Genomic DNA, 26,870 nt, shown 5'->3' with positions numbered 1-26,870 from the left:
GTGTTGGATGCGTGTGATGCAGCTTTAATCAAACTTTCTCACTCTATCCGGTAATCGAGAAAAAAGCAATGGATTTGATAGGATCTCGGGAGGACATTCTACTATGAATCATGATGACCTTGTTGCGCGCGCTGCCCATGTCTTCACGCCGGCTCTTCACCTGTACTGGCCGATTACCGTGGTGAATGCCGACGGAGTGTATGTCGAAGGTGCCGATGGCAGGAGCTACCTCGATTTTTCCTCCGGCCTGGCGGTCCTGAACATCGGCCATAAATCGGTGCGGGTCATGGCCGCGGCCCGCTGCCAGATGGAGCGCTTCGTCCATACCGGCGGGGTTTACCATAACGCGGCCACCGTGACTGCTGCGGAGGACCTCGTCTCCATTACCCCCGATGGCCTGGACATGGTGTTTTTCAGCAATTCGGGGGCCGAAGCCGTGGAGGGGGCTTTAAAGCTCGCCCGCTTCGTAACGCGCCGGCAGGGGATCATCAGCTTTACCGGCGCGTTTCACGGGCGTACGCTCGGTGCCGTGTCAATCACCACCAGCTCTGCCATCTACCGCAAGCGATACCATCCGCTTCTCCCGTCAGTGTATCAGGTCCCCTATCCCTATTGCTTTAGATGTCCCTTCAGGAAGAGCCCCGACCAGTGTGACCTCTGCTGTCTCTGGTTTATTGAGAAAACCCTTGTTCACCATATTGACCCCGACGAGGTGGCTGCCTTCATTATTGAGCCATTTCTGGGGGAAGGAGGGTATGTTCCCGCGCCCCGGGAGTTTCTGTCGGGGCTTCGCGAGCTCTGCGACCGATACGGGATCATGCTCATTTTTGACGAGGTGCAGTCGGGGATGGGGCGAACCGGCTCATGGTTTGCTGTCGACCACTATGGAGTTACACCCGATATCCTGGTGGTCGCCAAGGGGATCGCGTCAGGCTTTCCGCTTTCGGCTGTCGTCTCGCGCCGCGAGATCATGTCTCAGTGGCCATCGGGAGCCCACGGGACAACCTTCGGCGGCAATCCCGTATCCTGCGCTGCAGCATCTGCCACGATCCATACCATCAGGGACGGGAATCTTCTGGAACGCGGAACCCAAATAGGTATCCAGATACTTACCCGCTTACATGAGCTGGCGGCGGAATCGCGTGCCATTGGCGACGTGCGAGGCTTCGGCTGCATGATCGGTGTGGAGTTTGTCGACGAAACGGGAAATCCGGACGGACAGGTGTGTGAACAGATCATGAACCGTTGCCTCGAAGAGGGGTTGATCCTGATCAACTGTGGGCCGGCGCGAAATATCGTTCGCTTCATTCCGCCGCTCATAACCGACGACGACGACCTGGAGCGGGCGCTCGACATCTTCACCTCCGCGGTGAGGAGCCTTCAGTGAACGAGCAGCGCGTTGTCATCATGGGGGCCGCAGGAAGGGACTTTCACAATTTCAACACCGTCTTCCGCGATAATCCGTCGTTCCGGGTTGTGGCATTCACCGCCGCCCAGATTCCGTTCATTGCTGACCGTAGTTATCCGGCTTCTCTGGCAGGGCGCCTCTATCCGGAAGGAATTCCGATCTATCCGGAATCACGTCTACCGGAACTGGTCAGGGAGCACCGGGTCTCGAAAGTGGTCTTCGCCTACAGTGACATCTCCCATGAAGAGCTGATGCACACCGCTTCGACGGTGCTGGCGACGGGCGCTGATTTTTGGTTGATTGGCCCCGATGAGACGATGCTCCCAAGCCGGCGGCCGGTGATCTCGGTGTGTGCAGTGCGGACCGGCTGCGGCAAGAGCCAGGTGACCCGCCATCTCTGTGGTCTGCTGGCCGAAGCCGGCGTGAAGCCGGTGGTGGTCCGCCATCCCATGCCCTACGGTGATCTGGGGGTGGAGACGGTGGAGCGATTCGCCGGCTTCGACGATTTGGAGCGGCACCACTGTACCATCGAGGAGCGGGAAGAGTTTGAACCCCTCGTCAGCCGTGGGATCGTGGTCTATGCAGGTGTCGACTATGAACGGGTCCTTCGCGAGGCCGAACGGGAAGGGGAGGTGATCGTCTGGGACGGCGGTAACAACGATTTTCCGTTCTTTCGGCCAGACCTGGAGATCGTCCTGGTCGACCCGCTCCGGCCCGGGCATGAAACTGCTTACTATCCGGGGGAAGTCAATCTGCGGCGTGCCCATCTCGTGATCGTCAACAAGGTAAACGCCGCCCCCCCTGGCGTAGTGAGCCACCTGGAGGAAACCGTCAGGCGCATCAATCCGGAAGCCGAAGTCGTGAGAAGCGCTTCGCTCATCACCGTAGACGACTCTGCCGCCATTGCCGGGAAGCGGGTGCTCGTGATAGAGGACGGGCCAACCGTCACCCATGGCGGGATGCCGACGGGGGCAGGGTATGCGGCCGCCCGGGAGTTTGGCGCCGCAGAGGTGGTCGATCCGAGGCCGTGGGCGGTCGGTTCCATTGCCGGGGCCTTTGCGGCTTACCCCCATCTCGGCCCCGTGCTCCCCGCCATGGGGTACCGCCCGGAACAGGTGGACGAGCTGCGGCGCACCGTCGAGGCAGTCCCCTGTGATACGGTGGTGTCGGCAACCCCCATCTCCCTGGAGCGGCTGTTCCGTCCACACAAACCGGTGGCACGCGTTTCGTACGAGATCGGGGAATCGCCTCCCGCTCCGCTGCGGCGGGCGGTCGGGCGATTTCTGGAGAGCCGGGGCTGGGAGTGATGACAAACATGCTTTACTTCCACGGGGCAAGCATAGTATGTATTTTCAGGCAACAGAACGATCCCCCTAAGGTTACGGCATCATGGCACAACTCATCAGGGAACTGCCCCTTGAAAACGGTCTCACACTCTGTATTTTCGACCACACCCGGCATTATTTCGGCGATTTTCATCTCGTAAAACTCGAACTGACCTGCGAAATATCGCTTTCATCAGCTCCCTTCGACAATGCGGCCGAACGGGAGGCTGCCCAGCGCCTCCTGGGTGCAGCTGCCGTTTATCGCCGTTTCGTGGAGCAGATGGGGGTCCCCACCGCCGACGTTCAGCCGACTGTCGAACAGTTGATCGGCAATTTCACCACCCATTCCCTTCCCTATCTCTCCTCGCCCGACTTTGCCCGCCGTTTTGTCAGCGCCGAGTTCGAGCGGGCCCACAAGAAAAAGAGCCGGCCGACGATGGGGTATGCAGCGGGTCGCCATGACTGAAGCCATCGTCCGGATCGATTCCCTTGCGTTCGGCGGCGCCGGATTCGGCCGCATCGACGGCAAGGCCTGCTTTGTCCCCTTCACCGCGCCGGGGGACCTGGCCAGGGTACGCATTGCCGTTGCCAAGCCGTCCTTTCTCGAGGGAGAGCTTGTCGAACTGCTGGAGCGGTCGCCGATGCGGGCGGTCCCTCCATGCCCGGTCTTCGGAACCTGTGGCGGCTGCAGCTGGCAGCATCTGAATTATGAGGCTCAGCGTGAGGCAAAGCGCTCCATCTATGCCGAGACGCTGTGGCGATTCGGGCGGGTTCCTCCGGAGGTGATCGGTGCGGCCGTTGCGGCGCCGGAACCCTATGGATATCGTTCTCGGGTTCAATTCAAGATCCGCTGGAGTGGCGGACGCCTTCACATCGGCTTCTATCGGCGCGGTTCGCACTATGTCGTTGACATCCCCGGGGGGTGCGCCATCTGCCATCCGGTTCTCAATCGGGTACTTGCCGAGATTCGCCCCGTACTGGCCCGTTTCTCCGAACCGGATCGGATTCCCCAGGTGGATGCAGCGGTGGGCGATGACGGGGCAGCACTCATCATCGTCCATTATATCGGCACCGATCGCCGCGCGGCGCGCGAGTTTTTCGCCGCCAACCGCGAAGATCTCCCGTCGGTTACCGGTCTGCATCTTCAGCTCGGCCGCAAGGAAACCATTGAGGAGGTCTGGGGCATAGAAGCCCTCAGTTACCGCGTGCCTGACGGATTCCTGCCGGGAGTGCCCGAAACGTCCCTCTCCTTCAGTCGTGGTGGGTTCTCCCAGGTCAATTACCGGCAGAATCTGGAGCTCGTCCGCGCCGTCGGCCGCCTTGCCCGTGCGGAGGAGGGGATGCGGATTCTCGATCTCTACTGCGGCAACGGAAACTTCTCGCTTCCCCTGGCGCAACAGGGGGGACGGGTGGTAGGGGTGGAGGAATATGGTCCTTCCCTCGACGATGCCCGGCGCAACGCTTCGGCCAACGGCATCAGTTCCATCGAGTTTATCCAGGCCGATGCCGCGGAGGGGATACGAATGCTGCGCAACCGCGGCGACCGCTTTCCGGTTGTCGTCCTCGACCCTCCCCGAACGGGGGCCAAGGAAGCCGTTGCCGGAATTCTCGCCCTCGCACCCGAGCGCATTGTTTATGTCTCCTGCGACCCCACCACGCTCGCCCGGGACGTGGGGATGATATGCAAGGCCGGTTATCGGGTTTGCGAGAGCTTTCCCGTTGACATGTTTCCCCAGACCTACCATATCGAGAGTGTGACCCTCCTGCAGAAAACCGACTGATTCCCCTGTTTGCCCTTTCCTTGACACTCCAGACAAAATTCAGACAAAAAACAGCGACAAGAGAGGTATCGCCATGTTTTTCAAGAAACTGTTCCGCAAAGACCACGAATCGTATCGCGAGAAGGGGGAAAAACTTCTCGCCGCCGGACGTATTGCCGAGGCGCGCGGATTGTTCCAGGATGCGCTCGAGTCGCTTCCGCCCGATCTCCCCGACAGACCTTCCATCGAGTTCCAGCTTCGTGACCGCATTGTCCAGACGGGGAACCGGCTTGCCGAGCTGAACCTCGAAGAGGCGGGGCATGCCCTGCAAACCGGTGATGTCGCGAAGGCTGAGGAACACCTGGATTTGTCCCTCGACTTGGCAGAAGACGTAACTATCCGGGAAAAGGCTGAAAAAATTCGTGCTACGATTCAGGGCCATGCCCACCATGATCATGCAGCGCACGGAGCCGCCGGCTGCGGCGGCTGTCATGGTTCAAGTTGTCAACCCGTTGAAACTGCGAATATTTCAGACCATGACCTGGTGGACTCCGATCGTTTTGAGCTTCTCGTCAGGCCGTTGCCCGGCGATCTGCCGGAACGTTATATTGAATTGGGAAAGGAATTTGCAAAGGGCTATTTAGCGGCAGATGCCGGTGACATCGCAACTGCCAGAAGGATCTATGAGGAGCTCCTGTCGCGGGGGGATGACGACATTCTCCGCTATGAAATTGCTCTGCTTGATCACCGGTCTGGGGATAACGGGCGCTGTGAGCAGGAATTGCGGCGCGCTCTCGAATTGAACGGCGCCAATCCGCTCTGCAATCTCGTCCTCGTTCAGCTCTTTGTTGAAAGCGGGCGGTTCGCCGAAGCTGTTCCCCATCTGTTTGGCATGGTGGAGCGGGACATTCTCCGTGAGCAGGCCGAGATGTTTCTGGGGGACATATTCCACGCCCAAGGGGACCATGCTCAAGCCATAGAGCATTATTCACGGCTTCTTCCCGGTCAGTTCAAGCGGGAAGCCGCAGAAAGACTCGCGGGGGTCCTTGCCGAGTGTGGGAGAACCGATGAGGCGGAGTATGTTGCGAAGCAGTATCTCAAGGGGTGCTGCTGAGGTTTTTTGCCGAAATTACTAAAGTTTTTCTCTGCTTCCGCCGATTGAATAAATGACATTGCTTGCGATGTATTTCGTGAGTTCATAAACACGGGAGGTTACCGTATGAACAAGTCCGAACTGATTGAGGCGCTCGCTGCAGAGAAGGGACTCACCTACAAGAAGGCCGAAGAGGTGGTCAATATCATCTTTGATGCCATGTCCGAAGCCATGGAGCAGGAGGAACGGATCGAAATCCGTGGATTTGGAAGCTTTGTCGTGAAGGACTACAAGGCATATACGGGAAGAAATCCGAAGACAGGCGAACCGATCAAGGTCAAACCAAAGAAACTTCCCTTTTTCAAGGTCGGCAAAGAGCTGAAGGAACGGGTCGACGGCTGATGCTGCCCGGGCCTTGCCCGCCGGAGGCCACCCCCTCCCGTTGTACCCTGCTGATGGAAACCGGAAACGCCGACAGGACCAGCCGAATACCATGCTGAAATTTCGTATCATCGTGATAATCTGCCTTATCGGCCTCGCCACCTCGGTCCGCGCAAATCCGACCATGAACGGCGAAACGGGCCTCATTACCGTTCCGTCGGCCGAGACCCTCGATGCCGGCAATATCTGCATTGGAGCGTGGGGCGAAGGGGTTAAGGGGGTGGGGGGAAGCGCCATTACCGTTCCGGTGGCCCTCACGCTGGGCATCGGCACGTTCTGGGAACTGTACGGCACCTATCCCAATATTCTGTTTAACGGCGAGGAAGAGGCCAGCGGCAGAGGCTATGCGGAGCTCGGTTCGAAGATTCGCTTCATCGGATCGCGAAGCTCCGCCTTCAAGATGGCATTCGATCTTTCCGTGCAGCGTCAAATCTCGAACCAGAAAAGCGTGGACGGCACAACCAGCGGCGGCGGCAGGGTCATTGCATCCTACGGCACCGACCGGTTTGGGATTCACGGTTACGCCGGATATCTCTTCTCCGGTTCCCCGGAAGGGGTGCAGTATGACAACGAAGCCCTCTACGGCATCGGTGTCGAATATGTTCCGGCCATGAGGATGAAGCTCACCGGCGAATTGACCGGCAGCACGGGCCGTGATCCGTCGGCAGCCGCACCGCGGGAAGCACTGATGGGCTTCCAGTATTATCTTTCACCACACCTGACCCTCAACCTTGCCGGCGCTATCGGGCTTTCCAAGGCAAGTCCCGATTGGCGCGGCATCATCGGTCTCACCGCCTGCCAGGGTGTCGGTACCTATATCAAGCCGATTCCCCGTCTCGGTCAGGGACTCGATTCCGAGGAAGAAAAGAAGAAACCGGTCAAGGTCAGCAAGATAATCCCCCTCTCATCGCTTCTGATAAAGTCCCTCGCCCCGGTTTCTGCGCCGGCCAGCAAGCTGGAGGTACCTGTCGAGCCAGACAAGGAAGAGATCGTCATAAAGCCGTACGGGCAGGTTACACTCACGCCCCAGCCGGCAGCGGCAAAAGCATTGATTCCAGCCACCCACGAGGAAGTTTCCATCTCTCAGAAGGGTGAAGTTGTGCGCCTCGTGTCGCGGGTGGAGGCGTCACGTGAGAATTCCGCCCTGGAGTATACGCTCAACCGTCTTGAGGGAGTGACGCCTGTTTACGGGGTCGATGTCAAGGGGCAGAATATCCAGATGGCTTCCGCCAAGGATGAGCAGATTCCGGAATCGATGACGGTTTACCGGAAATTCCGCTTCCCCGATGTCGCCTTCGATTTCGATCAGTGGAGCCTCTCGTCTGAGGGAAAGAAGTCACTCAGCGAGGTTGCCGATCTGATCCGCAAGGACAAGCGGTGGGTCTTTCTCCGTGTGGATGGACACACCGACAATATCGGCTCTGCCAGCTACAACATGGATCTTTCCCTCAAACGGGCGATTTCTGTTGCCAGTTATCTGATCGCCCGTGAAGGGATCGAGCCCTCCCGTATTTTCATCAAAGGTCTCGGCAAATCCAAGCCGTTAGGCGACAATGCGTCCCCCGAGGGACGCAAGCTCAACCGCCGTTGCGAGATCCTTTTCCTGACCCCGAAGGAGTGACGATGAGACTCGCGCCGGCACTCCTCACCATTCTTGCAGCGGCCATGGCCTCTGTTCCTGCCCATTGCAACGAACCGCAGCAGATACGCGCCCTTCACGACGAACTCATCGCCACCATCGCATCCCACAGCAGATCGGTTTGCCTGGATCGCGAAATGATTAAGAATATCGACGCGCTTGCGCCGCGGCTCAGGGCCTTGGTCCCCGGAAGCGTGATCCTGCTTGAAGGGTACTCGCGCCACGGTGCCGGCCGGGAAGAGCAGGTGAGAAATTCCCTGTATCTGGCGCTGGAGGCTCAGAAGTATCTCCGTACAATGCACGGGGTCACTTCCGACGTCTATCTTGCCGTTTCCCGGGACGGCCAGGGCTCCGCCACGGATTTCATCCGCATCTCCGTCTTTGCGGATGCCTTTTCCGCAATTCATGTCGCCCGCGTCGGAGCCCCTTCCCGGTGACCATTCGACGCATTACCGCTTGACGCTGATCCCTTGTCATGACGTATAATTTGTCGGCCGGTCGTTGGCGGACAGAGCCGCTGCGTCATGGTACACTGTCACAAGCGGCCGCACAGACACCGATTTCCCTCAAGGGGGTACCCCGACATGAAAAGACTCGCACTACCACTCATCCTTGCCGCGGTCGTTCTTTCCGGCTGTTCGCTGAAGGTCGTTCCACAACCTGTCTCCCAGGGGATCGTGGACTCATCGGACAATTCGCAGACCATCACGAAGGATGGCGTTTCCGTCAAGGTCGCCAACAGCGATGCGGAAATCGTCACCTATAATCTCGAGAACATGGTGACGGCCTTTTCGGTCACGGTCCACAATCAGACTGACCGCGAAGCGGCATTCGATTCCGATTCCTTTCTCCTCCTCGATGACCAGAACCGCCAGTACTTTCCCCTGATGCCGGAAAAGGTGAAGGAGCTCGTTTCCCGCGACTCCTACTACCTGATTCCCTATCCCTATGTGGGCTTCTACTATTTGGAGGATTACGAGAAGACCTCCTTCTACAACGCGACAAATTCGCAGCTTCCGTTCTATTACGAAATCTATCCCCAGGATATCTACACCCGGGCGCTGAATGCCAGTTCCATCATTCCGGGCGCCAAGGCGGCCGGCCTCGTCTATTTCAGAATTGACCTTTCAACGGTCAAAGAGGTCAGGCTGCTGGTCTACCGCAAAGGGGCGTCCAAGTCTGCCCCGCCCGAATACACATTCCCCTTTGTCATCAAGAAATAGCGCCCGGGAGCGGTTCTTCCCATGACGTTGCTGTACATCCTCGAAGCGCTCGGGGGGCTCGGGCTGTTCATTCTCGGCATGAAGTCGATGTCGGGGGGGCTCCAGAAACTCGCGGGCGACCGCTTCCGCCGCTCACTTGAACGTGTCGCCGGCAACCGACTGACGGCGGCACTTCTCGGCAGTTCGCTTTCGGCGCTCTTCCAGTCGAGCAGCGCCGCCTGCATCCTCACCGTCGGCTTCGTCAACGCCGGTCTCATCTCCCTCTACCAGGCCCTGGGCATTCTTCTCGGCACCGGCATCGGCACGACGCTGGCCGTGCAGTTCATTGCCTTCAAAATCACCTCATTCGCGCTTCCCGCCATCTTTGTCGGCGTTTTGCTCAAATGCTTCTGCACGAGGCGCAGATGGGTAAACGCGGGTGAGCTGATCCTCGGCGCCGGTCTCATCTTTCTCGGGCTGCGGATCATGGAAGCGAACCTTCTCCCCCTGCAGCAGAATGCGCTTCTGTTCGGCCACGAATCGTTTCTGATTCCAAAACGGGCAACAGCAGTCATCTTCGGTGCTTTGCTCGCGCTTCTCGTGCAGTCGGGGAGCACCGCCGTCGGAATCGCCATGGCCCTGGCGGGGAGTGGGCTCGTTTCCTTCGATACTGCCGCCGCCATGGTCATCGGCGAGTTGGTCGGGACATCGGTGATCACCGCAGTGGCATCCATCGGCGGCACACTGGAGGCGAAGCGGACCGTTCTGTTCTACTTCCTGATCAATCTGTTCGCCGTAGTGGTTGTCATGGTGCTGTTTCCGTCCTTTCTCCGGCTGGTGGCGGTCGTCTCTCCCTCGGACATGACCGCGTCATCTGCCATTTCCCGAAGTCTCGCCAATGCCCACACGCTTTTCAGCGCCCTGAACGCCTGTATTTTTCTTCCACTTGTCGGTTTCTTCGCCCGTTCCGCGCCCCGCATCCTCCCCGGGCGGCAGGGCGTCGCAGGGGTGGAGCTCCGGACGGTGTTCATCGATCCCCGCGTCATCAATACCCCTCCCATTGCCCTTCTTCAGGCGCGGAACGAACTGAAGCGCATGGCCGAAATCGTCCGGACCATGTACGCCGAGATGGCGGACCAGTTCTTCCGCTACGATGCAAAGAAGGCATCGGCGATCAGCCAGAAGGAGACGGCCGTCGACATCATCCAGCGCGACATCTCCGATTTCCTGGTTTCTCTTTCACGCAAACCGCTTCCACCGGAAAACAGTTACGAAATTCCGGTGATGCTCCAGCTTGTCAGCGAGCTTGAACGGGTGGGAGATCAGGCCGAAGCGGTGTTGGAGTATCTGCGGCGGAAAAAGGAGGAAAAACTAGTCTTTTCCACCACAGCCATGACGGAGATACGCAGCCTGGCCCGAAAGGTCCAGGAGCTGATGGTACTCGCCACCGACACAATAGATGCGCCTCAGGGGGAATCAGAGGAAAAGGGTCGGATGATTAGGAACGAAGTGGCACTGATGCGGGACGCCATGCTGAACAATCACCTCAAGCGGCTCTCGGCCGGCAAATGCACCGTCAGGGCCGGCCTGATCTATGCGGATATGATTTCGGCGTTTGCCAAGATTGCCGATTCGTGCCTCACCATCATCGAAACGAAAAGGGAGTTTATCTGATGTTGCCACAGACGTTCGCCTCCATCGATCTCGGTACCAACACCGCCCGCCTCCTCATCGGCCGGGTAGACGGAGAAGAGATAGTTCCCCTTGGCGTCAAACGGCAGATAACACGCCTGGGCGGGGGGTTCACCCGGGAGCGGGGAATCTCCGCAGAAGCGTGGCAGCGCTCCCGCGATGCCCTGATCGGATTTGCCGAAGAAATACGAAGCGCCGGAGTAAGCCGTGCGCGGGCCGTGGCAACAAGCGCGGTGCGCGATGCCGTCAACGGTCCCGCTTTCTGCGCCGATATTCTGGAGCACACCGGCATAGCCCTGGAAGTAATCGACGGCCGGGAGGAAGGTCTTCTCACCTTGAGGGGTGTGCTTTCCGGCCTTGATCGGAAGCACGGTGATTTCTGCGTTTTCGACGTGGGAGGCGGAAGCACCGAATATACGCTTGCAGATGGAGCCACGCCGCTCTTCACCGAAAGCCTCCCCCTCGGCGTTGTCCGCCTTACGGAGGGGAAACCGGATATTTCTTCCATGAAGGAGAAGATAGCGCGGGAACTGGGGGGCGTGAAGTCCCGGATTGCCGCCGAAGGGTATCTTGACCGGCTCGTCGGTGCACGGCTGGTGGGCACTGCCGGCACCGCCACGACCCTTGCCGCCATAAGCCTCAAGATGGATGACTACGACTATCGCCGGGTGAACAACTATGTTCTCCCGATCGCGGAGATTCGGGATATTCTCGCCAGGCTCGTCCCTCTGTCACCGCCAGAACGTCTGAAGGTCCCGGGGCTTGAAAAGGGAAGGGAGGATCTCATCATCGCCGGTACCCTGATAACGCTCGCGACTATGGAAATACTCGGTTTCGAGCAGATGACGGTCAGCGACTTCGGGCTTCTTGAAGGGGTTCTTCTGGGTCTGTTGAATAGTTGAGCGGGCAGGAGAGGATGAAGCCCGCAGGAGAGACGAAAACGGGGGGGCGTTCAGCCCCCCCGTTGCGTGAGCGCTCTATTTCCCCGGAGCGCCAAAGGTCTTGATGTAGGCAATGAGCGATTTCATGTCGTCCGAGGCGGGATCCAGCGGTTTTCCCTTCAGAGACTTCTCGATGCAGCGGTTGACGATCTCCGTCAGCTTCTCATCGTCATAGGTACTGGCTGCCCATTCCAGCTTCCTCCCGCCGGGGTGGCAGCTGGAGCAACTCTTCCCCGATGTGCCGAGCTTCGGGCTCTCGAACAACTCTTTTCCGCGATCAAGGGATGTGTCGGCCGCATAGGCGACCACTCCACCCGTCAGGAGGGCGAGAAGACAACAAGCCGATCTTTTCATGCGGTTCCTCCTTTGCCAAGGTTTCCTTAAAGGGTAATCACTGAGGCGTCAATGTCAATCCAGAAAGCCTTGTTTGGTAATATCAAACAAGGCTTTCGTTTTAAAAACCTGTTCTACAAAGCAGTTGACTTACAAATAGCTTATTTTGTATAGTCCATGGGCGTTTAAGGGGGCTGCCCCTTATTTTATTTTTCAGGGAACTCAATCATGAAAGAAATACTTTCCGGCAACGAAGCGATCGCCCGTGGTGCTTTCGAGGCGGGGGTCAAGGTTGCCAGCGCGTATCCGGGCACACCCTCCACCGAGATTCTCGAAACCATCGTGAATTACAGGGATATCGACGCATCGTGGTCCCCCAACGAGAAGGTTGCCCTCGAAGTGGCCATCGGTGCCTCCTTTGGTGGCGGTCGCGCCATCGCCTGCATGAAGCACGTCGGGGTCAACGTGGCGGCAGATCCTCTCTTCACCCTCTCTTACACCGGCATTGGCGGCGGCCTCGTGCTGATTACCGCCGACGACCCGGAGATGCACTCGTCCCAGAACGAGCAGGACAATCGCAACTATGCGAAATTTGCCAAGGTTCCGATGCTGGAGCCGGCGGATTCACAGGAGTGCAAGGATTTCACCCGCCTTGCCTTCGAATTGTCAGAGCGCTTCGACACGCCGGTGATGCTTCGGACCACCACCCGCATCTCGCACAGCAAGTCGATAGTGACCCTGGAGGAGCCGGTGACGGGGCTACCCACCCCGAAGCTCGTGAAAAATGCCGCCAAGCTCGTCATGCTTCCGGGGAACGCCCGCGTGCGCCATCCGCTCATCGAAGAGCGGACTTCGGCGTTGGCCGAATTCGGCGCGACCGCACCGTTCAATCGTCTTGAGATGCGGGATGCCGAGATTGGCGTCATAACGGCCGGGGTTTCCTATCAGTACGTTCGGGAGGTTCTCCCGAAGGCGTCGGTGCTCAAGCTCGGGATGGTCAATCCGCTCCCCATGGGACTTATCAGGGAATTCGCCGCGAAGGTGAAGACGCTGTATGTCGTCGAGGAGCTCGACCCGTTCATCGAGGAGCAGGTGCGGGCTGCCGGCATTGCGGTGATCGGCAAGGAGATCATCCCGGTGTGTGGCGAACTGACGCCGTCGAGGCTCCGGAAGGCATTCGGGCTCCCCGATGCGGTTCAGACCACCATCGAAAAACTCCCCGGCAGACCGCCGAATATGTGCCCCGGCTGTCCGCACCGGGGGGTCTTTTATTCCCTCAAGCAGCTTCAGGCGTATGTGACGGGGGACATCGGCTGCTACACCCTCGGTTTCATGCCGCCGCTCAGTGCCATGGATACCTGTGTCTGCATGGGGGCAAGCATCAGTACCGCCAGTGGGATTGTCCGCGTTCTCGGCGCTGACGAACAGAAGAAGGTGGTGGCGGTTATCGGCGACTCGACGTTCCTCCATACCGGCATCAACAGCCTCATGGAGATGGCCTACAACCAGTCACCGGCAACGGTCGTAATCCTCGATAACCGAATTACCGCCATGACCGGTCGTCAGGATAACCCCGCTTCGGGGTGGACCCTCATGGACGAACCGACCACCCCCCTCGATCTGGCTCAACTCTGCAAGGCGGTGGGGATCCGGAACGTCAGGGTCGTTGATCCCTTCGATCTTGAGCAGACGCGAACGGCGCTGAGCGAAGAGATGAACCGTCCGGAACCGTCCGTAATCATCACCAACCGGCCATGCGTGCTCGTGAAGCGCGAAGGAGTGTTCGAGAAGGGATTGGCACTGTCGGTTGACCCGGACCATTGCAGCGGCTGCAAGGCGTGTCTGAAACTCGGCTGCCCGGCCATCGAGTGGCAGCCCGCTCCCGACGGGAAAAAAGGAAAGGCCTTCATTGATCCGCTACTCTGCAACGGCTGTGATGTCTGCCGGCAACTCTGCAAATTCGATGCAATCGGGAGGTGCAAATGAGCGACGCTATCACCAACATTCTCCTTGTCGGCGTCGGTGGACAGGGGATCCTGCTCGCCTCCGAAATCCTCTCCGAGGCGTTCATGCTGGCCGGTTTCGACGTAAAGAAGAGTGAGATTCACGGCATGTCGCAGCGGGGGGGGAGTGTCGTCTCCCATGTCCGCTACGGCAGAGAGGTCTTTTCCCCCATCGTCCCCGAAGGGGAGGGGGATATCCTCTTCGGTTTCGAGATCCTCGAGACCTACCGCTCCCTTCCCCTTCTCAAGAAGGGGGGGACCGTGGTTGCCAACGATCTGCGTATCCAGCCTCCTTCCGTGCTCCTCGGCCAGGAGCCTTACCCCGAAGGGCTGCCGGAGCAGATCCGGGCACAGTTCCCCGATTTTCTCCTGGTGGACGGGCAGAAACTGGCAGCGGAGGCCGGTAACCCCCGCGCTGCCAATACGGTGCTCCTGGGGGCGGTTTCCAAACGGCTCGACATTGCGGAGGAGTACTGGCTCAAGGCGCTCGAAAAGATGGTCCCTGCGAAGGCTTTGGAGATCAACCGTACGGCATTCCGGCTCGGCAGGAACCTGTAACCAGCGAGGCCCCCATGATGTACAACGAAGAGTTCGAGACACTTCCCCGTCAGGCCCTTGAAGCACTGCAGTTCAAACGCCTTCAGGCCACTGTTGGCCGGGTCTATGGTTCCGTGCCGTTTTACCGTCAGGCCTTCGAGAAGGCGGGAGTCAGACCTGAGAGCGTCAAATCCCTCGAAGACCTGCAGCGGCTTCCGTTCACCCTCAAGCAGGATATGCGGGACAGCTATCCTTACGCTCTGTTCGCCGCTCCCATGGACGACATCGTGAGAATCCACGCTTCGTCGGGAACCACCGGCAAACCCACGGTGGTTGGTTATACCCGCAAGGACATTGAGATATGGTCGGAATTGATGGCCCGCTCCCTTGCTGCTGCAGGGGTCCACAAGGGCGACATCATTCACAACTCATACGGTTACGGACTCTTTACCGGCGGCCTTGGCGCCCACTACGGAGCCGAGCGTCTCGGGGCATCAGTCATACCCATGTCTGGCGGGAACACCAGAAAGCAGATCATGATCATGAAGGATTTCGGGTCCACGGTTCTTACCTGCACACCATCCTATTCTCTCTTCATGGCTGAAGCCGCAAAGGAAGAGGGGATCGATTTCCGCTCCCTCAAACTTCATGTCGGTATCTTCGGTGCTGAGCCGTGGTCGGAAGCGATGCGGGGTGAGATCGAAGCAAAGCTCAACCTTTGTGCCATAGATATCTATGGCCTCTCGGAAATAATGGGTCCCGGCGTCGCCATTGAATGCCGCGAGGCGAAGAAGGGCCTCCATATCTGGGAGGATCATTTCATCCCCGAGATCATCGATCCCCAAACCGGTGCAGTACTGCCCGAAGGGGAGCGCGGAGAGCTGGTGATCACCACCATCACCAAAGAGGGGATCCCGCTCATTCGATACCGGACTCGCGACATTACGAGCCTGACGTATGAACCGTGCGCATGTGGCCGAACCCACGCCCGACTCTCCCGCATGACCGGCCGCAGCGACGACATGCTCATCATCCGTGGGGTCAATGTCTTCCCATCCCAGATCGAATCGATCCTCATGCGGATCGAAGGGGTCGAACCTCACTACCTCCTCATCGTCGACCGCAAGGAGAACCTCGATACCCTGGAGGTGCAGGTGGAGGTCGACGAGCAGCTCTTCTCGGACGAGATCAAGGTCCTCCAGGCTCTGAGCCATCAGGTCGAAAAGGAAATCAAGGACCTTCTCGGGGTCACCTGCAAGGTCCGCCTTGTCGAGCCCCGAACCCTGGCCCGCACCGAGGGGAAAGCAACGCGGGTCATAGACAAGCGCACGTTATCCTGAGACTCGACACGGTCATCGCCAACATTTCTCCGGCCGGAGAGGGAGGGCACCATGAAAGTAGAGCAGATTTCGATTTTCATCGAAAACAAGTCGGGACGCCTCGCGGAGGTCACCCGCGTCCTGGGCGAGGCAGGTATCAATATCCGTGCTCTCTCGCTCGCCGATACTTCTGATTTTGGCATCCTCCGCCTCATCGTGAACGACCGGGAGAAGGCGAAGCAGGTCCTCAAAGAGCGGGGATTCACCGTAAGCAAGACCGAGGTGGTTGCCGTTGAGGTGCCCGACTGTCCCGGCGGCCTGTCGCAGATTCTGCAATCTCTGGATCGGGAGAGCATAAATGTCGAGTACATGTATGCCTTCGTCGAGCGATGCGGCGAGAATGCGGTCATCATTTTCCGGTTCGACGAGACCGACAAAGCAATCAAGGCTCTTATAGGCAGTGGTTTCACGGTTCTTGCGGGAGAGCGACTCTACGCAATGTAGCTTTCTGATGGCGTTGAGCAAAGGAGGGGATGAATGGGGAGAATTGTTGCGACAATTGTCGGCATCGTTTCACTTTTTGTGACCGTACTTGCCCAGGCGGCCGAGCCGGTTCGCATTGGTGCGCTCTTCGCCGTGACCGGTCCTGCGTCGTTTCTTGGCGAGCCCGAGAAAAACACCCTTGAGATGCTGATTAAGGACGCCAACTCCAAGGGGGGGATCAATGGTCGCCGTCTCGAACTCGTCGTCTATGACACTCAGGGCGATGTCACCAAGGCGGTGCAACTCGCCAACAAGCTCATCAAAAATGACAAGGTGACCGTCATCGTCGGCCCGAGCACCACTGGCGAAACCATGGCGGTTCTTCCCGTGGCGGAAAAAGAGAGGATTCCCCTCATCTCCTGCGCGGCGGGCATCAAGATCACGGAGCCGGTGAAGAAATGGATTTTCAAAACTCCGGCAAATGACCACATTGCTGCCGAAAAGATCCTGCTTCACGCCGCACAGCACAAAGCGAAGAGTATTGCGCTCATTACGGTCTCCGATGGCTTCGGCTCCTCGGGCCGCGAACAACTCAAGGGGCTTGCCGGGAAAAAGGGCTTCAAGGTTGTGGCCGACGAAGTGTATGGCCCGAAGGATACCGATATGACCGCCCAGCTTACGAAAATCAAGGCGGCCAAACCAGATGCGGTCATCTGCTGGGGGACCAATCCCGGTCCTGCCATAATTGCCCGCAACATGAAACAGCTTGGCATCAAGATTCCCCTCTACATGAGCCATGGCGTTGCCTCGAAGAAATTCATCGAGCTGGCGGGTGCCGACGCTGCTGACGGGATCATGCTGCCGGCAGGCAAACTCGCGATCTTCGACAAGCTCTCGAAGGGCGACACCCAGGCGAAGCTCCTCAAAGAATATGAGCAGTCCTACCGGAAAGCTTACGGCGTGGAGGCCTCCACGTTCGGGGGATACGCCTATGACGCGTTCTTGCTCATCAGCAGCGCCGCCAAAAAGGGAGTTACCCCGGAGCAGATCCGAAACGGCATTGAACAGGCACGGAAGATGGTCAGTATTTCCGGCATCTTCACCATGTCTCCCGGCGATCACAACGGACTCGATCTCTCCGCATTCGAGATGGTCAAGATCGTGAGGGGTGACTGGGAACTCGTCAAGTAATCGGGCAGGAGGGTGACTGTGCTGAGAAAAATTTCTTTCGTTATTGCATCCGTTGTGACGATTCTGTCGCTGGCCGTCTGCGCCAGCGCTGCTCCTCCCATCAAGATCGGCGGGCTTTTTGCCGTGACCGGTCCGGCATCATTTCTCGGAGAGCCGGAACGCAATACTGCCCAGATGGTTGTGAACGAAATCAATGCCGGCGGCGGGATCAAGGGGCGCAAACTTGAGCTTGTTGCCTATGATACCCAGGGTGACGCGACAAAGGCTGTCCAGGCCGCCAACAGGCTCATCAAGGAAGACAAGGTCGTAGCCATTATCGGCCCCAGCACCACCGGGGACACCATGGCGGTGATCCAGGTTGCAGAACGGTCGCACATCCCGCTCATTTCCTGCGCAGCGGGGAGCAAGATCACGGATCCGGTCAAGAAATGGGTCTTCAAAACGGCGCAAAACGATGGTCTTGCTGTTGCCAAGATCTACGAGCACCTTTCCAGGAAAAAGCTCTCGAAGGTTGCGGTACTGACGGTTTCCGACGGATTCGGCTCCTCGGGGCGCGAACAGTTGAAGGCCAACGCGGCCAAATTCGGTATCCAGATCGTCCTGGACGAGACCTATGGTCCCAAGGACACCGACATGACCGCCCAACTGACCAAGATCAAGGGAAGTCAGGCCCAGGCCGTCATCTGCTGGGGGACCAATCCCGGCCCGGCTGTGATAGCCCGCAATGCCCGACAGATCGGTTTGAAGATCCCTCTTTTCATGAGTCACGGCGTGTCGTCGAAAAAATTCATCGATCTGGCGGGAGATGCCGCCGAGGGAATCATCCTGCCGTCGGGTCGCGTCATTGTGGCGGATATTCTTCCGAATTCCGACAAGCAGAAAAAGCCGCTGCTGGCCTTTGTGAAAGACTATCAGAAGCATTACCGGAGCGAGGGCGACCACTTCGGCGGGCACGCCTGGGATGCCATAATGCTTCTCAAGACGGCTCTTGAGCGAGGAGGGGACAACCCCGCCTCCATCCGCGACCAATTGGAAAAGATCCGGAGTTTTGCCGGAATTGGCGGTGTATTTTCATATTTATCGGCCGATCATGCTGGTCTCAACAAGGATGCTTTCGTGCTGGTTGAGATTAAGAACAAGGATTGGGGACTCGTAAAGTAACCAGTTTTCCCTGATCCTTTATTGTCGTCCGATTGCAGGAGCGCAGGTTGTTTCGGTCTGCGCTCCTTTCGTTCTGTCGAGAGATTTCCCATCAAGACCGCAGCGGGGTCAAACCTGGCGTTGGCGCAGAATTGGTTTCCATGAATCTCATCCAGCAGCTTTCGCAGTACATCCTGTCGGGCCTCTCAACAGGGGCTATCTACGCCCTCATCGGGGTGGGCTTCGCCATAATCCACAACGCGACGGGAATCATCAACTTTGCCCAGGGCGAGTTCGTGATGCTCGGAGGGATGCTCACGCTCTTTTTCTCAGCGACTCTCAAACTGCCCCTTTTGCTTGCCGTTGTTCTGGCGATAGTCGTTTCCACCATTGCGGGAATCGTGTTCGAGCGGCTTGCCATTCGGCCCCTTAAAGATGCAACTCCCATCAATCTGGTCATCATCACCATCGGCGGAAGCATCCTCATCCGTGGAATTTCCATGCTTCTCTGGGGGAAGGAAACTCATTCGCTCCCCACGTTCTCGGGCGACGAGCCGATCCTGCTTGGAGAGGCGACCATTCTGCCGCAGCATCTCTGGATCTTTGCGGTAACCACCGTCTTGATCGTTTTCAGCAAGCTCTTCTTCAGCTACACCATCAGCGGCAAGGCAATGCGGGCCTGTGCGTACAACCGTCGGGCAGCAGGTCTGGTCGGGATCGACGTGAGGCGAATGGTGCTTTTTTCCTTCGCCATCAGTTCGGCAATGGGATCTTTGGCGGGCATCATTATCGCCCCCCTCACCATGACCTCCTATGACGTTGGCGTCATGCTCGGCCTGAAGGGCTTTTGCGCCGCAATCATCGGCGGCATGAGCAGCGGACTCGGCACCGTTTTCGGGGGAGTGATCCTCGGCGTCCTGGAGGCTCTCGGGGCAGGTCTTCTCTCCTCAGGATACAAGGATGCCATTGCATTTGTAATCCTGTTACTGATCCTCTTCATCAGGCCTCAGGGCCTTTTCAGGAAGGGGGAGTCGGAGCGGGTCTGAGCCGTTCCGGTGCAGGATTGTCATGAATATGAACTCTCTTTTACGAAATGAAGGTTTCAGGTTCATCCTCTTCGCGGTCCTGATTATGGCCCTTCCCTCGATCCTCTCAGGAGGATACCTCCTCAATGTCTTCGTATTCGTCGGAATCCACACATTGCTTGCTGTAGCGCTCAACCTGCTGCTCGGCTACGCCGGTCAGATTTCGCTCGGACAGGCGGCGTTTTTTGGCCTCGGTGCGTATGCGTCGGGAATTCTCACCGCAACCTATGGTCAAAACCCCTGGGTTTCAATGGTTGCGGTGGCGGCGGCAGTCGGGCTGTTGGCGTTTCTCATCGGCTTTCCCATTCTGAAACTGAAAGGTCACTATCTGGCCATGGCGACACTCGGTTTCGGCATTATCGTCTACATTGCCTTGAACGAGGCCGTTGATCTGACGGGAGGTCCATCGGGCCTGTCGGGAATCCCCAACCTCGCGCTTGGGGGACTTACGTTCGATAATGATCTGAAAAATTACTATCTCGTCTGGGGCGTGACGCTGGCGACGATTCTCCTGTCGCTCAATCTGGTAAACTCCCGTGTCGGGCGCGGCCTGCGGGCAATCCACGACTCGGAAGTCGCCGCACGGGTCATGGGGGTACATGTTCGGCTTCTCAAGGTCCAGATATTTGCCCTCTCCGCGGTCATCTCCTCTCTTGCCGGCAGCCTCTATGCCCACACCATGACGTTCGTATCTCCGGCATCGTTCGGCTTCAATTTCTCCGTCGAACTTGTCACGATGGTGATCATCGGCGGACTCGGGAGCATCTACGGTTCGTTTCTTGGTGCCGCACTCCTGACGTTGCTCCCTGAAATGCTCAGAGCCTTTCAGGACTACGACATCATCGTTTATGGCCTTCTCCTCATTATAATGACCATGTTCATGCCCGGCGGTCTGGTACGAGGAGTGCCGGCACTGGCACGGCGACTTCTGACCCGGTCGGAAAAGGGGAGGGCAGATGCTTGACGTGACAGGAATCACCCGGAGATTTGGCGGCGTTACGGCGCTGGATAACGTTTCGTTTCGAGTCGGCGCTGGGAGTATAACCGGCATCATCGGCCCCAATGGCGCCGGGAAAACCACGCTGTTCAACATTGTTACCGGCATTTACACCCCCACATCCGGTACCGTGCATCTCGAAGGGAAAAATGTCACGCGACACCCCCCCGAGCGGCTTGCGGCTCAAGGGATGGTACGGACATTTCAGAATATCGAGCTCTTCGGAAGGATGACGGTGCTCGAAAACGTGATGGTTGGGCTTCACACCAAAAGCAGGTGCGGCATCCTCGCCTCTGCCCTTCGTCTCCCTTGGCAGATTGCGGAAGAGCGCCGGCTGCGGGAACAGGCACGGCACTGGTTGGATTTTACCGGTATAGGTGATCTGGCCGACATAGAGGCAGGCAATCTCCCTTTCGGCAAGGGGCGGCTATTGGAAATCGCCCGCGCCATGGCGCTCCAACCGAAAGTGCTCCTGATGGACGAACCTGCTGCAGGGCTCAACAGCCGAGAAACCCTCGAATTGGCACGATTGATCCAGAGAATCCGCGAAACGGATGTAACGGTGGCATTGGTTGAGCACGACATGGAGCTGGTCATGGACATCTGTGAAGCGATCGTTGTGCTGAACCTGGGCAAGAAGCTGGCCGAGGGGACTCCCCGGGAAATCCAGGAAAATCCTGATGTGATCGCCGCATATCTCGGCGAGGGGTAGGGCGATGCTCACGATCAAGAATATCAATGCCCACTACGGCAAAGTCCATGCCCTCAAAAATGTCTCGATTCATCTGGGCAAAGGGGAGATCGTGACGCTTATTGGCGCCAACGGTGCCGGCAAGACCACGATGCTGAATACCATCTCCGCCGTAACTCCTCCGTCAGCAGGAAAGATCGTTTTCGAGGATCAGGAACTCGCCGGCCTGTCTCCGGACCGAATAGTCAAGCTCGGTATTTGTCAGGTTCCCGAAGGAAGGCAGGTTTTCAAACCGATGTCGGTGGAGGATAACCTGGAATTGGGAGCCTATCTTCGGTATCGGGGGAGGGAAGGGCGCAGGGAGATCCGCCGGGACCTTGAGGAAATTTACACGCTGTTTCCACGCCTTCTGGAGCGGCGAAAGCAGGCCGCCGGCACTCTCTCCGGAGGCGAACAGCAAATGCTCGCCATGGGCAGGGCGCTTATGGCACGCCCCAAGTTGCTGCTTCTCGACGAGCCGTCCATGGGCCTTGCCCCCCTTGTGGTGCAGGAAATCTTTCGTGCCATTGAACAGCTCCGGCAGGAACGGGGAACCACAGTTCTGCTTGTCGAGCAAAATGCCAAAGCTGCCCTTCGCATGGCAGATCGCGGATATGTGCTGGAAACAGGTAAAGTAGTACTTGAAGGATTGGCGTCAGATTTACTGGAAAATAAAGATGTACAGCGTGCATACCTGGGAAAAGACAAGAAGGAAATCTGGGAGCGTTGAGGTGCTTATGCCGATATGGGAACCGACATTAGAATGCATGCCACGGGAAGAGTTGGAGCAGCTCCAACTGGAGAGGCTCCAGGCCACCCTGAACAGGGTGCATAAAAGTGTGACCTGCTACCGGAACAAGTTCAACGTGATTGGCATCGTTCCCGAAGATATCCAGTCGCTGTCGGATTTGCAGAAATTGCCTTTCACGACCAAAGAGGACCTCCGCCTCAATTACCCCTACGGCATGTTCGCCGTGCCGCTCCGGGAGGTGGTCCGCATCCACTCGTCGTCAGGAACAACGGGGAAACCGACCGTCGTCGGGTACACCAAGCACGATATCAAAACCTGGTCCAATCTCGTTGCACGCTTCATGACTGCTGCCGGCGTTACCCATGACGATGTGGTTCAGATTGCGTTCGGGTATGGTCTGTTCACCGGAGCCTTTGGCCTGCATTACGGGGCGGAGGCAATCGGCGCGTCGGTGATCCCCATGAGTGCCGGCAATACCGAGAAGCAGATCATGATCATGCAGGACTACAAGACCACCGCCCTGGTCTGCACCCCCAGTTACGCCATAACGATCGCCGACAGAATGGAGAAAATGGGGATCGACCCGAAGAGCCTTTCATTAAAAGTCGGGCTTTTCGGTGCCGAGCCGTGGTCGGAAGCGATGCGCAGAGAAATTGAGAATCGACTCTTCATCAGCGCCACAGACAATTACGGGCTTTCCGAGATCATAGGTCCGGGCGTCGCTGGTGACTGTGAATACAAATGCGGTATGCATATTTTCGAGGATGCGTTCATTCCCGAGATCATCAACCCGGAGACGGGTGAAGTCCTCCCGCCAGGAAGCATAGGGGAGCTGGTGCTGACAACCCTCACCAAAGAGGCGTTTCCTATGATCCGCTACCGGACCAGGGATATCACATGCCTCGACTATGCGCCCTGTGCATGCGGCAGAACCATGGTCCGCATGAGGAAGACCATGGGGCGCAGCGACGATATGCTCATCATCAAGGGGGTCAACGTATTCCCGTCGCAGATCGAAGAAGTTCTGTTTGCGATCGAGGGATGCGAACCCCATTACCAACTCGTAGTCGATCGAAAAGGGGCCATGGACGTGCTGGAGGTCCGCATCGAAGTCACGGAGAACATCTTCTTCGACGAGATGAAGCGCCAGCGGGCATTCCTGGAGCTGGTGGAAAAGCGGCTCGACTCAGTACTCGGGGTTGGCGCGACGATAAAACTTGTGGAGCCCAACAGCATCCCGCGGCACGAAGGGAAAGCCACAAGAGTTATCGACAAACGACAGCTCTGATTTTTTGTTGGGACGGCACTGGAAAAACGACGCCCTAGAATGGCTTCTGAGCGCTTTGGGGGGCGCGACCCATGGGTGGGGCTGGGCGTCGTTGATCCATATGCATCGTCAGTTTAATCCTTTCTATTTACGTCCCATAAGATATACTACTGTAATTCCGATATGTTACCGAGCGGAGCTTACCCTTACCCACACCGGAGAACGCTTACCTGTCCGCCGTTGTAGGAGGATTGTCCGCCAAAGTCAACAGCTTCACATCACCTCGCTTTCCCTGACCCGACCACAGGGATACGAGGCCTTGAACGCGCGAAACCGGCCCGACGAGCGCGCCACGTTGGCGCTTCGGGCCACGCGCTGGCCTCATCCCTATGGACGGCTCTTCACTTTTCGCAATCGACCGCACGACCGCAGAACCGACAAGACCACGTCATAACTCGCCCAAGGGGAGCCGGACGCCTTGAGAGCGGAATTTGTGCGTTTGACGGCCTCTTTCCGTTCCATCCCCTGAGCCGTGAAGCTGTCGAAGAGGGTGCAGACCTCTTCCCGGAAATCCGCTTGCCGTTGGTCACGTTCCTTGATCTTTGCCGGGTCCATTGCCCGAGCCTGAGCCGAAGCCGAGCGAGACTTGACGTCCACCGCCCGCATGAAGCCGCACAGGGATTCAAGAAGGGTGACAAAGCCGCGGGTCATCCCTTCCGGAAGTGCGACCGAGAGAAAGACGTAGCCGTCCTGCGCCCCGGAGACGTGGAAATCCACCAGCCGGTCGTTGTGAAGCGGGTTGAAGGTCCGGTTGACGTCCCCCAGAAGCCTGTCAATGTCGAGAGGGAAGGGCGCGCCCGGTAGAACCGGTTGAGCCCTTCCGGTGTATTCCATTGCCCCGGTCATGGCAACCTCACCCCGGCGTATTTGCGCCGATCTTCCACGAAGCGGCAGACGAGGTGCCGCACGATCAGGGAGACGCTGTAACCCTCCCGTCTTGCGTAGTCCTCCAGAAACGCGAAGCGGTCAGCATCAAGACGGACGCTAACCTTTCTTTCCAAAGTGCCGCCATTATTGGCGTTGAATCGAGTCATGTACTTACCCCTTTACTTGAGAGCGAAGCCACGCTTCGACCGTTTCCCGGTGATACCGAACCTGTCCGCCGAGGGTGATGCAGCCGGGAACCTGTCCGGCCTTTTTCAGACGGAAGAAGGTGGAACGGGAAATCTGAAGTAGACCGCAGAGGTCCGCCACGGTCAGAAGCAGAGCATCCGCCGCAGGAGGATCACCAGCAGGAACCGGAGCTGCCCCCGTCCCCGCCCCTGCGGCGGGACGGGCCTCTTCTTCCACGGTGGAGCCGCTGAGGAAGGCGTTGACGTCATCAAGAGTTTCACGTCTTGCCCCCGATACGGGCCGGGGGAGAGCGGGGAACTTGAGAGCGGTGGACTTGTCAAACTCAGCCTGCAGAAGCTGGTCAGGGGTCAGATTTACCCGTTTGGTCTTTTTGGTCTTGCGTGACATGTGCACCTCAGTGTCAAATAGTGTCAATCAGTGTCATTTGGTATTGCGCATGCTTTTTACCAGATACCCAATACAGTGTCAATGAGTATCACAGAGTGTCAATCAGTTTCAAAATCGGGAGTTACCCCCATGTTATACAATGGGGGGTCTTGACCAAGCGCAAATGACGAGGCTTTTCCGATTCGCAATCACCATTCAGGCGATGGACCAATAACGCGCGAAACAGACGCCTTGCCAACCCTTGGTCACTTTTGAAGAGGTCACAGTGGTCGCGCTTCATTTCGGCCAGAGTTTCATTGACCATGACAAAGACCTCGTTTTCCATCTCAGCAAGGGTATCGGGTCGCTCCATTTTGTCCCCCACAATTTACGTCCCATAAGATATATTATGTTAAGTTGGTCGGGGGTGCCCGGTGAACGGCAATCAGGTCGATTTTCGCTCCTTTTCAGGTGCCATTTTCACCGTTCATGGCACGAGAGACAAAGTTGGCTCGAATTGTTGTTGATGGTCAACAGTGATCGTTCCTGACTTAGCATATTGTGACAGGATAGACATCCCACTTTGCCGTCAACCAATGTGATCCGCCCGTCCAGATGATCGGGCCGTTTGAGACTCAGATCGTGGCGTTGGAACATCACCTTTGCGTAATCTACTCCAATAACATGGTCCCGGCCCAGGGGGCTCTGTCCATCGTCTCCTTTGTGGAGGAAGCGGACCCGTCCGGGCGCCATGCCATTGTCGTGGCAGATCAGGCATTGAACTGAGAACTTGTCAAAATCCAAATCCGGTGACTGGCCAAACAACTCATGTGAAGTTTTCGATTTACTCAGGACCTCTCGCGACCAGCGAGCGGCCGACGAATAGTCACTTTGGATCTGCCGTGCGTGATCACATGCGGCATGAACCGGTACTGTTATGACTATGAAAGCCATTGATGCCACCAGAAAACATATCCTCTCGCCTTGCATCGTCACCCCCACGGTTATCGAAGATCGCAGATGACTTCTACTCCCCATAAAAAACAAAAATCCGCCAGGCACACAAAGGCACAGGCGGGCATTCAGCCTTTATGCCACTTCGACAGCCCCTCTTTCCAGCCAGCTGGATAGGTAGCTTTGTGCCACCCGGTTACCCGGGCTTTACCTTTTCGGTGACAAAAACAAAAAAATTTATTTATGGAGTTTTTATTATTTGATCGGATTATATTCCGGAAGCTTTAGAGCTTTCGCGACCTCCTGGCCCCTCGGAGAGCACATTCTCCGATTTATTGGCAGTGAATTCAGTCGTCTGTGAATTTATCCATGAAATCAGTCAGTTCAACAATTTTGGCTACCACCAGCTCCTCTATCTGCTTACCTTTTACAGCCGATGCTTTGGTCGGGTCTCCCCAGACACCGTTGGGCCAGTATTTGCGCTTGTTCCGGACGAGCATCCCGACGGGGAAGTTTGGGAACTCCCTGGCGCCGGTCCCTTTCACGAGGTCGGGATGGCTATGGAGAATGCGTGATGTCTCGATTTCCCCGGCGTGGGCGTCCCCTTCCGTTTCGATTACCTTCCGGCCTTCCCGGGCAGCGAGATCGTATTCAGTCAAGACGGCTATTTTCAGTTCTGCCAGTTCGTGCAGGAGTTCTTCTCCCGCGTCCTGAAGCGCCATCCGATGGGAGCCGCCGGCATGGCCGGTGAGGACGATGACATTGCGCAGCCCCTGTCCATAGAGGGAGCGGACAATGTCTTTGAGCAGCGCCTTGAGAGTTGCAGTTGAAATGGAGATGGTGCCGGGATGGCACGATGTTGAGCGGCACGAACCATAGTGAATCGGAGGAGCGACGAACAACGGGATCAGGCGCGAGGCCTTCTTGCCCACTTCATAGGCCTGAATCGTGTCGGTGGAAAGTGGCAGATGGTAGCCGTGCTCCTCAACGGAGCCAAAGGGAATCAGGATGGTTCGAGTTACTTTCAGCCCCGCCTCGAACTCCCCCATCGTCATTTCCTCTATTATCATCGTTCCTCC

29 protein-coding genes and 1 riboswitch are annotated in these 26,870 nt (G+C 57.6%); of the genes, 23 read left to right on the top strand and 6 right to left on the bottom strand.

Annotated features, from left to right (window positions below; translation table 11 throughout):
* Window positions 1-103 precede the first annotated feature (103 nt).
* The 11 genes from GPICK_RS08310 to GPICK_RS08260 all read left to right on the top strand — a co-directional run bounded on the left by GPICK_RS08310 (window position 104) and on the right by GPICK_RS08260 (window position 11,462).
* Window positions 104-1,387 carry an aspartate aminotransferase family protein gene (locus GPICK_RS08310; protein WP_039742125.1) on the top strand — a complete coding sequence of 428 codons (1,284 nt, stop codon included), beginning with the start codon at window positions 104-106 and terminating at the stop codon, window positions 1,385-1,387.
* Entirely contained in the window at window positions 1,384-2,715 is a 1,332-nt protein-coding gene (locus GPICK_RS08305) for a cyclic 2,3-diphosphoglycerate synthase (protein ID WP_144400070.1), read from the top strand. Before GPICK_RS08310 ends, GPICK_RS08305 begins: the two co-directional genes overlap by 4 nt.
* 82 nt (window positions 2,716-2,797) lie before the next feature.
* On the top strand, window positions 2,798-3,199 hold the full coding sequence (locus tag GPICK_RS08300; RefSeq protein ID WP_039742120.1) for a hypothetical protein: 402 nt from the start codon (window positions 2,798-2,800) through the stop codon (window positions 3,197-3,199).
* A complete protein-coding gene (gene rlmD, locus GPICK_RS08295; RefSeq protein WP_039745531.1) occupies window positions 3,192-4,514 on the top strand; it encodes a 23S rRNA (uracil(1939)-C(5))-methyltransferase RlmD in 1,323 nt (440 codons plus the stop codon). The genes GPICK_RS08300 and rlmD overlap by 8 nt, the downstream gene beginning before the upstream one ends.
* Window positions 4,515-4,587: 73 nt before the next feature.
* Window positions 4,588-5,607 carry a tetratricopeptide repeat protein gene (locus GPICK_RS08290; protein ID WP_039742118.1) on the top strand — a complete coding sequence of 340 codons (1,020 nt, stop codon included), beginning with the start codon at window positions 4,588-4,590 and terminating at the stop codon, window positions 5,605-5,607.
* Window positions 5,608-5,712: 105 nt separating this feature from the next.
* Window positions 5,713-5,988 (top strand): HU family DNA-binding protein, encoded by a 276-nt coding sequence (locus tag GPICK_RS08285; protein WP_039742116.1) that lies wholly within the window; start codon window positions 5,713-5,715, stop codon window positions 5,986-5,988.
* Window positions 5,989-6,079: 91 nt separating this feature from the next.
* On the top strand, window positions 6,080-7,648 hold the full coding sequence (locus GPICK_RS08280) for an OmpA family protein (RefSeq protein ID WP_039742113.1): 1,569 nt from the start codon (window positions 6,080-6,082) through the stop codon (window positions 7,646-7,648).
* Window positions 7,649-7,650: 2 nt separating this feature from the next.
* Entirely contained in the window at window positions 7,651-8,103 is a 453-nt protein-coding gene (locus GPICK_RS08275) for a hypothetical protein (protein ID WP_052263363.1), read from the top strand.
* 147 nt (window positions 8,104-8,250) lie between these two features.
* Window positions 8,251-8,889: a hypothetical protein gene (locus GPICK_RS08270; protein WP_039742112.1), complete on the top strand. Its 639-nt coding sequence runs from the start codon at window positions 8,251-8,253 to the stop codon at window positions 8,887-8,889.
* 21 nt (window positions 8,890-8,910) lie between these two features.
* Window positions 8,911-10,542: a Na/Pi cotransporter family protein gene (locus tag GPICK_RS08265; protein ID WP_039742110.1), complete on the top strand. Its 1,632-nt coding sequence runs from the start codon at window positions 8,911-8,913 to the stop codon at window positions 10,540-10,542.
* A 2-nt stretch (window positions 10,543-10,544) separates the two neighbouring features.
* Window positions 10,545-11,462, top strand: a complete 918-nt coding sequence (locus tag GPICK_RS08260) for a Ppx/GppA phosphatase family protein (protein ID WP_407920199.1) — start codon at window positions 10,545-10,547, stop codon at window positions 11,460-11,462.
* A gap of 75 nt (window positions 11,463-11,537) precedes the next feature.
* Here GPICK_RS08260 and GPICK_RS08255 read toward each other — a convergent pair whose 3' ends face one another.
* On the bottom strand, window positions 11,538-11,855 hold the full coding sequence (locus GPICK_RS08255; protein WP_039742099.1) for a c-type cytochrome: 318 nt from the start codon (window positions 11,853-11,855) through the stop codon (window positions 11,538-11,540).
* A 207-nt stretch (window positions 11,856-12,062) separates the two neighbouring features.
* Between GPICK_RS08255 and iorA the strand changes: the two genes are divergently transcribed.
* The 11 genes from iorA to GPICK_RS08200 all read left to right on the top strand — a co-directional run bounded on the left by iorA (window position 12,063) and on the right by GPICK_RS08200 (window position 23,358).
* The gene (gene iorA, locus GPICK_RS08250) at window positions 12,063-13,820 is read left to right on the top strand and encodes an indolepyruvate ferredoxin oxidoreductase subunit alpha (protein ID WP_039742096.1); all 1,758 of its coding nucleotides are present in this window, start codon (window positions 12,063-12,065) and stop codon (window positions 13,818-13,820) included.
* Complete coding sequence (locus tag GPICK_RS08245; RefSeq protein ID WP_039742094.1) at window positions 13,817-14,395, top strand: indolepyruvate oxidoreductase subunit beta; 579 nt, start codon at window positions 13,817-13,819, stop codon at window positions 14,393-14,395. Before iorA ends, GPICK_RS08245 begins: the two co-directional genes overlap by 4 nt.
* A 14-nt stretch (window positions 14,396-14,409) precedes the next feature.
* Entirely contained in the window at window positions 14,410-15,714 is a 1,305-nt protein-coding gene (locus tag GPICK_RS08240; RefSeq protein WP_039742092.1) for a phenylacetate--CoA ligase, read from the top strand.
* Between the two features lie 51 nt (window positions 15,715-15,765).
* A complete protein-coding gene (locus tag GPICK_RS08235) occupies window positions 15,766-16,197 on the top strand; it encodes an ACT domain-containing protein (protein WP_039742089.1) in 432 nt (143 codons plus the stop codon).
* Window positions 16,198-16,230: 33 nt separating this feature from the next.
* The gene (locus tag GPICK_RS08230; protein WP_039742086.1) at window positions 16,231-17,367 is read left to right on the top strand and encodes an ABC transporter substrate-binding protein; all 1,137 of its coding nucleotides are present in this window, start codon (window positions 16,231-16,233) and stop codon (window positions 17,365-17,367) included.
* Window positions 17,368-17,385: 18 nt separating this feature from the next.
* Window positions 17,386-18,528, top strand: a complete 1,143-nt coding sequence (locus GPICK_RS08225; RefSeq protein WP_039742082.1) for an ABC transporter substrate-binding protein — start codon at window positions 17,386-17,388, stop codon at window positions 18,526-18,528.
* Between the two features lie 140 nt (window positions 18,529-18,668).
* Complete coding sequence (locus tag GPICK_RS08220; RefSeq protein WP_039742079.1) at window positions 18,669-19,553, top strand: branched-chain amino acid ABC transporter permease; 885 nt, start codon at window positions 18,669-18,671, stop codon at window positions 19,551-19,553.
* A gap of 22 nt (window positions 19,554-19,575) precedes the next feature.
* Window positions 19,576-20,556 (top strand): branched-chain amino acid ABC transporter permease, encoded by a 981-nt coding sequence (locus tag GPICK_RS08215; protein ID WP_039742076.1) that lies wholly within the window; start codon window positions 19,576-19,578, stop codon window positions 20,554-20,556.
* Window positions 20,549-21,301, top strand: a complete 753-nt coding sequence (locus GPICK_RS08210; RefSeq protein ID WP_039742074.1) for an ABC transporter ATP-binding protein — start codon at window positions 20,549-20,551, stop codon at window positions 21,299-21,301. Before GPICK_RS08215 ends, GPICK_RS08210 begins: the two co-directional genes overlap by 8 nt.
* Before the next feature lie 4 nt (window positions 21,302-21,305).
* On the top strand, window positions 21,306-22,049 hold the full coding sequence (locus GPICK_RS08205) for an ABC transporter ATP-binding protein (protein WP_039742071.1): 744 nt from the start codon (window positions 21,306-21,308) through the stop codon (window positions 22,047-22,049).
* Window positions 22,050-22,056: 7 nt separating this feature from the next.
* The gene (locus tag GPICK_RS08200) at window positions 22,057-23,358 is read left to right on the top strand and encodes a phenylacetate--CoA ligase family protein (protein WP_039745527.1); all 1,302 of its coding nucleotides are present in this window, start codon (window positions 22,057-22,059) and stop codon (window positions 23,356-23,358) included.
* A gap of 366 nt (window positions 23,359-23,724) precedes the next feature.
* On the opposite strand, the gene GPICK_RS08195 is transcribed toward GPICK_RS08200, so the two are convergent.
* The 4 genes from GPICK_RS08195 to GPICK_RS18170 all read right to left on the bottom strand — a co-directional run bounded on the left by GPICK_RS08195 (window position 23,725) and on the right by GPICK_RS18170 (window position 25,494).
* A complete protein-coding gene (locus GPICK_RS08195) occupies window positions 23,725-24,231 on the bottom strand; it encodes a hypothetical protein (RefSeq protein ID WP_039745525.1) in 507 nt (168 codons plus the stop codon).
* A gap of 8 nt (window positions 24,232-24,239) precedes the next feature.
* Window positions 24,240-24,398: a hypothetical protein gene (locus GPICK_RS08190; RefSeq protein ID WP_236685503.1), complete on the bottom strand. Its 159-nt coding sequence runs from the start codon at window positions 24,396-24,398 to the stop codon at window positions 24,240-24,242.
* A gap of 37 nt (window positions 24,399-24,435) precedes the next feature.
* Entirely contained in the window at window positions 24,436-24,858 is a 423-nt protein-coding gene (locus GPICK_RS08185) for a helix-turn-helix transcriptional regulator (RefSeq protein ID WP_039742060.1), read from the bottom strand.
* A gap of 459 nt (window positions 24,859-25,317) precedes the next feature.
* Window positions 25,318-25,494 carry a cytochrome c3 family protein gene (locus GPICK_RS18170; RefSeq protein WP_407920198.1) on the bottom strand — a complete coding sequence of 59 codons (177 nt, stop codon included), beginning with the start codon at window positions 25,492-25,494 and terminating at the stop codon, window positions 25,318-25,320.
* Here GPICK_RS18170 and GPICK_RS17815 point away from each other — a divergent pair.
* Window positions 25,486-25,623: a hypothetical protein gene (locus GPICK_RS17815; RefSeq protein ID WP_236685502.1), complete on the top strand. Its 138-nt coding sequence runs from the start codon at window positions 25,486-25,488 to the stop codon at window positions 25,621-25,623. The genes GPICK_RS18170 and GPICK_RS17815 overlap by 9 nt on opposite strands.
* 312 nt (window positions 25,624-25,935) lie before the next feature.
* Window positions 25,936-26,013, bottom strand: a riboswitch (cyclic di-GMP riboswitch).
* A gap of 125 nt (window positions 26,014-26,138) precedes the next feature.
* On the opposite strand, the gene GPICK_RS08175 is transcribed toward GPICK_RS17815, so the two are convergent.
* Window positions 26,139-26,861, bottom strand: a complete 723-nt coding sequence (locus tag GPICK_RS08175) for a creatininase family protein (protein WP_039742056.1) — start codon at window positions 26,859-26,861, stop codon at window positions 26,139-26,141.
* Window positions 26,862-26,870: the final 9 nt, after the last annotated feature.

It is taken from the genome of Geobacter pickeringii, assembly GCF_000817955.1.
Lineage (GTDB): Bacteria > Desulfobacterota > Desulfuromonadia > Geobacterales > Geobacteraceae > Geobacter > Geobacter pickeringii.
Note: the sequence above shows the minus strand (reverse complement) of the source record. Positions and strands in the feature narration are given on the sequence as shown.

Coding starts and splice junctions, on each gene's coding strand:
- rlmD (WP_039745531.1), top strand. CDS start 3,192: ATGACTGAAGCCATCGTCCGGATCGATTCCCTTGCGTTCGGCGGCGCC.
- GPICK_RS08185 (WP_039742060.1), bottom strand. CDS start 24,858: ATGTCACGCAAGACCAAAAAGACCAAACGGGTAAATCTGACCCCTGAC.
- GPICK_RS08215 (WP_039742076.1), top strand. CDS start 19,576: ATGAATATGAACTCTCTTTTACGAAATGAAGGTTTCAGGTTCATCCTC.
- GPICK_RS08275 (WP_052263363.1), top strand. CDS start 7,651: ATGAGACTCGCGCCGGCACTCCTCACCATTCTTGCAGCGGCCATGGCC.
- GPICK_RS08220 (WP_039742079.1), top strand. CDS start 18,669: ATGAATCTCATCCAGCAGCTTTCGCAGTACATCCTGTCGGGCCTCTCA.
- GPICK_RS08255 (WP_039742099.1), bottom strand. CDS start 11,855: ATGAAAAGATCGGCTTGTTGTCTTCTCGCCCTCCTGACGGGTGGAGTG.
- GPICK_RS08285 (WP_039742116.1), top strand. CDS start 5,713: ATGAACAAGTCCGAACTGATTGAGGCGCTCGCTGCAGAGAAGGGACTC.
- GPICK_RS08270 (WP_039742112.1), top strand. CDS start 8,251: ATGAAAAGACTCGCACTACCACTCATCCTTGCCGCGGTCGTTCTTTCC.
- GPICK_RS08280 (WP_039742113.1), top strand. CDS start 6,080: ATGCTGAAATTTCGTATCATCGTGATAATCTGCCTTATCGGCCTCGCC.
- GPICK_RS08230 (WP_039742086.1), top strand. CDS start 16,231: ATGGGGAGAATTGTTGCGACAATTGTCGGCATCGTTTCACTTTTTGTG.
- GPICK_RS08200 (WP_039745527.1), top strand. CDS start 22,057: ATGCCGATATGGGAACCGACATTAGAATGCATGCCACGGGAAGAGTTG.
- GPICK_RS08300 (WP_039742120.1), top strand. CDS start 2,798: ATGGCACAACTCATCAGGGAACTGCCCCTTGAAAACGGTCTCACACTC.
- GPICK_RS18170 (WP_407920198.1), bottom strand. CDS start 25,494: ATGTTCCAACGCCACGATCTGAGTCTCAAACGGCCCGATCATCTGGAC.
- GPICK_RS08245 (WP_039742094.1), top strand. CDS start 13,817: ATGAGCGACGCTATCACCAACATTCTCCTTGTCGGCGTCGGTGGACAG.
- GPICK_RS08210 (WP_039742074.1), top strand. CDS start 20,549: ATGCTTGACGTGACAGGAATCACCCGGAGATTTGGCGGCGTTACGGCG.
- GPICK_RS08240 (WP_039742092.1), top strand. CDS start 14,410: ATGATGTACAACGAAGAGTTCGAGACACTTCCCCGTCAGGCCCTTGAA.
- GPICK_RS08205 (WP_039742071.1), top strand. CDS start 21,306: ATGCTCACGATCAAGAATATCAATGCCCACTACGGCAAAGTCCATGCC.
- GPICK_RS08195 (WP_039745525.1), bottom strand. CDS start 24,231: ATGGAATACACCGGAAGGGCTCAACCGGTTCTACCGGGCGCGCCCTTC.
- GPICK_RS08175 (WP_039742056.1), bottom strand. CDS start 26,861: ATGATAATAGAGGAAATGACGATGGGGGAGTTCGAGGCGGGGCTGAAA.
- GPICK_RS08310 (WP_039742125.1), top strand. CDS start 104: ATGAATCATGATGACCTTGTTGCGCGCGCTGCCCATGTCTTCACGCCG.
- GPICK_RS08265 (WP_039742110.1), top strand. CDS start 8,911: ATGACGTTGCTGTACATCCTCGAAGCGCTCGGGGGGCTCGGGCTGTTC.
- GPICK_RS08235 (WP_039742089.1), top strand. CDS start 15,766: ATGAAAGTAGAGCAGATTTCGATTTTCATCGAAAACAAGTCGGGACGC.
- iorA (WP_039742096.1), top strand. CDS start 12,063: ATGAAAGAAATACTTTCCGGCAACGAAGCGATCGCCCGTGGTGCTTTC.
- GPICK_RS08290 (WP_039742118.1), top strand. CDS start 4,588: ATGTTTTTCAAGAAACTGTTCCGCAAAGACCACGAATCGTATCGCGAG.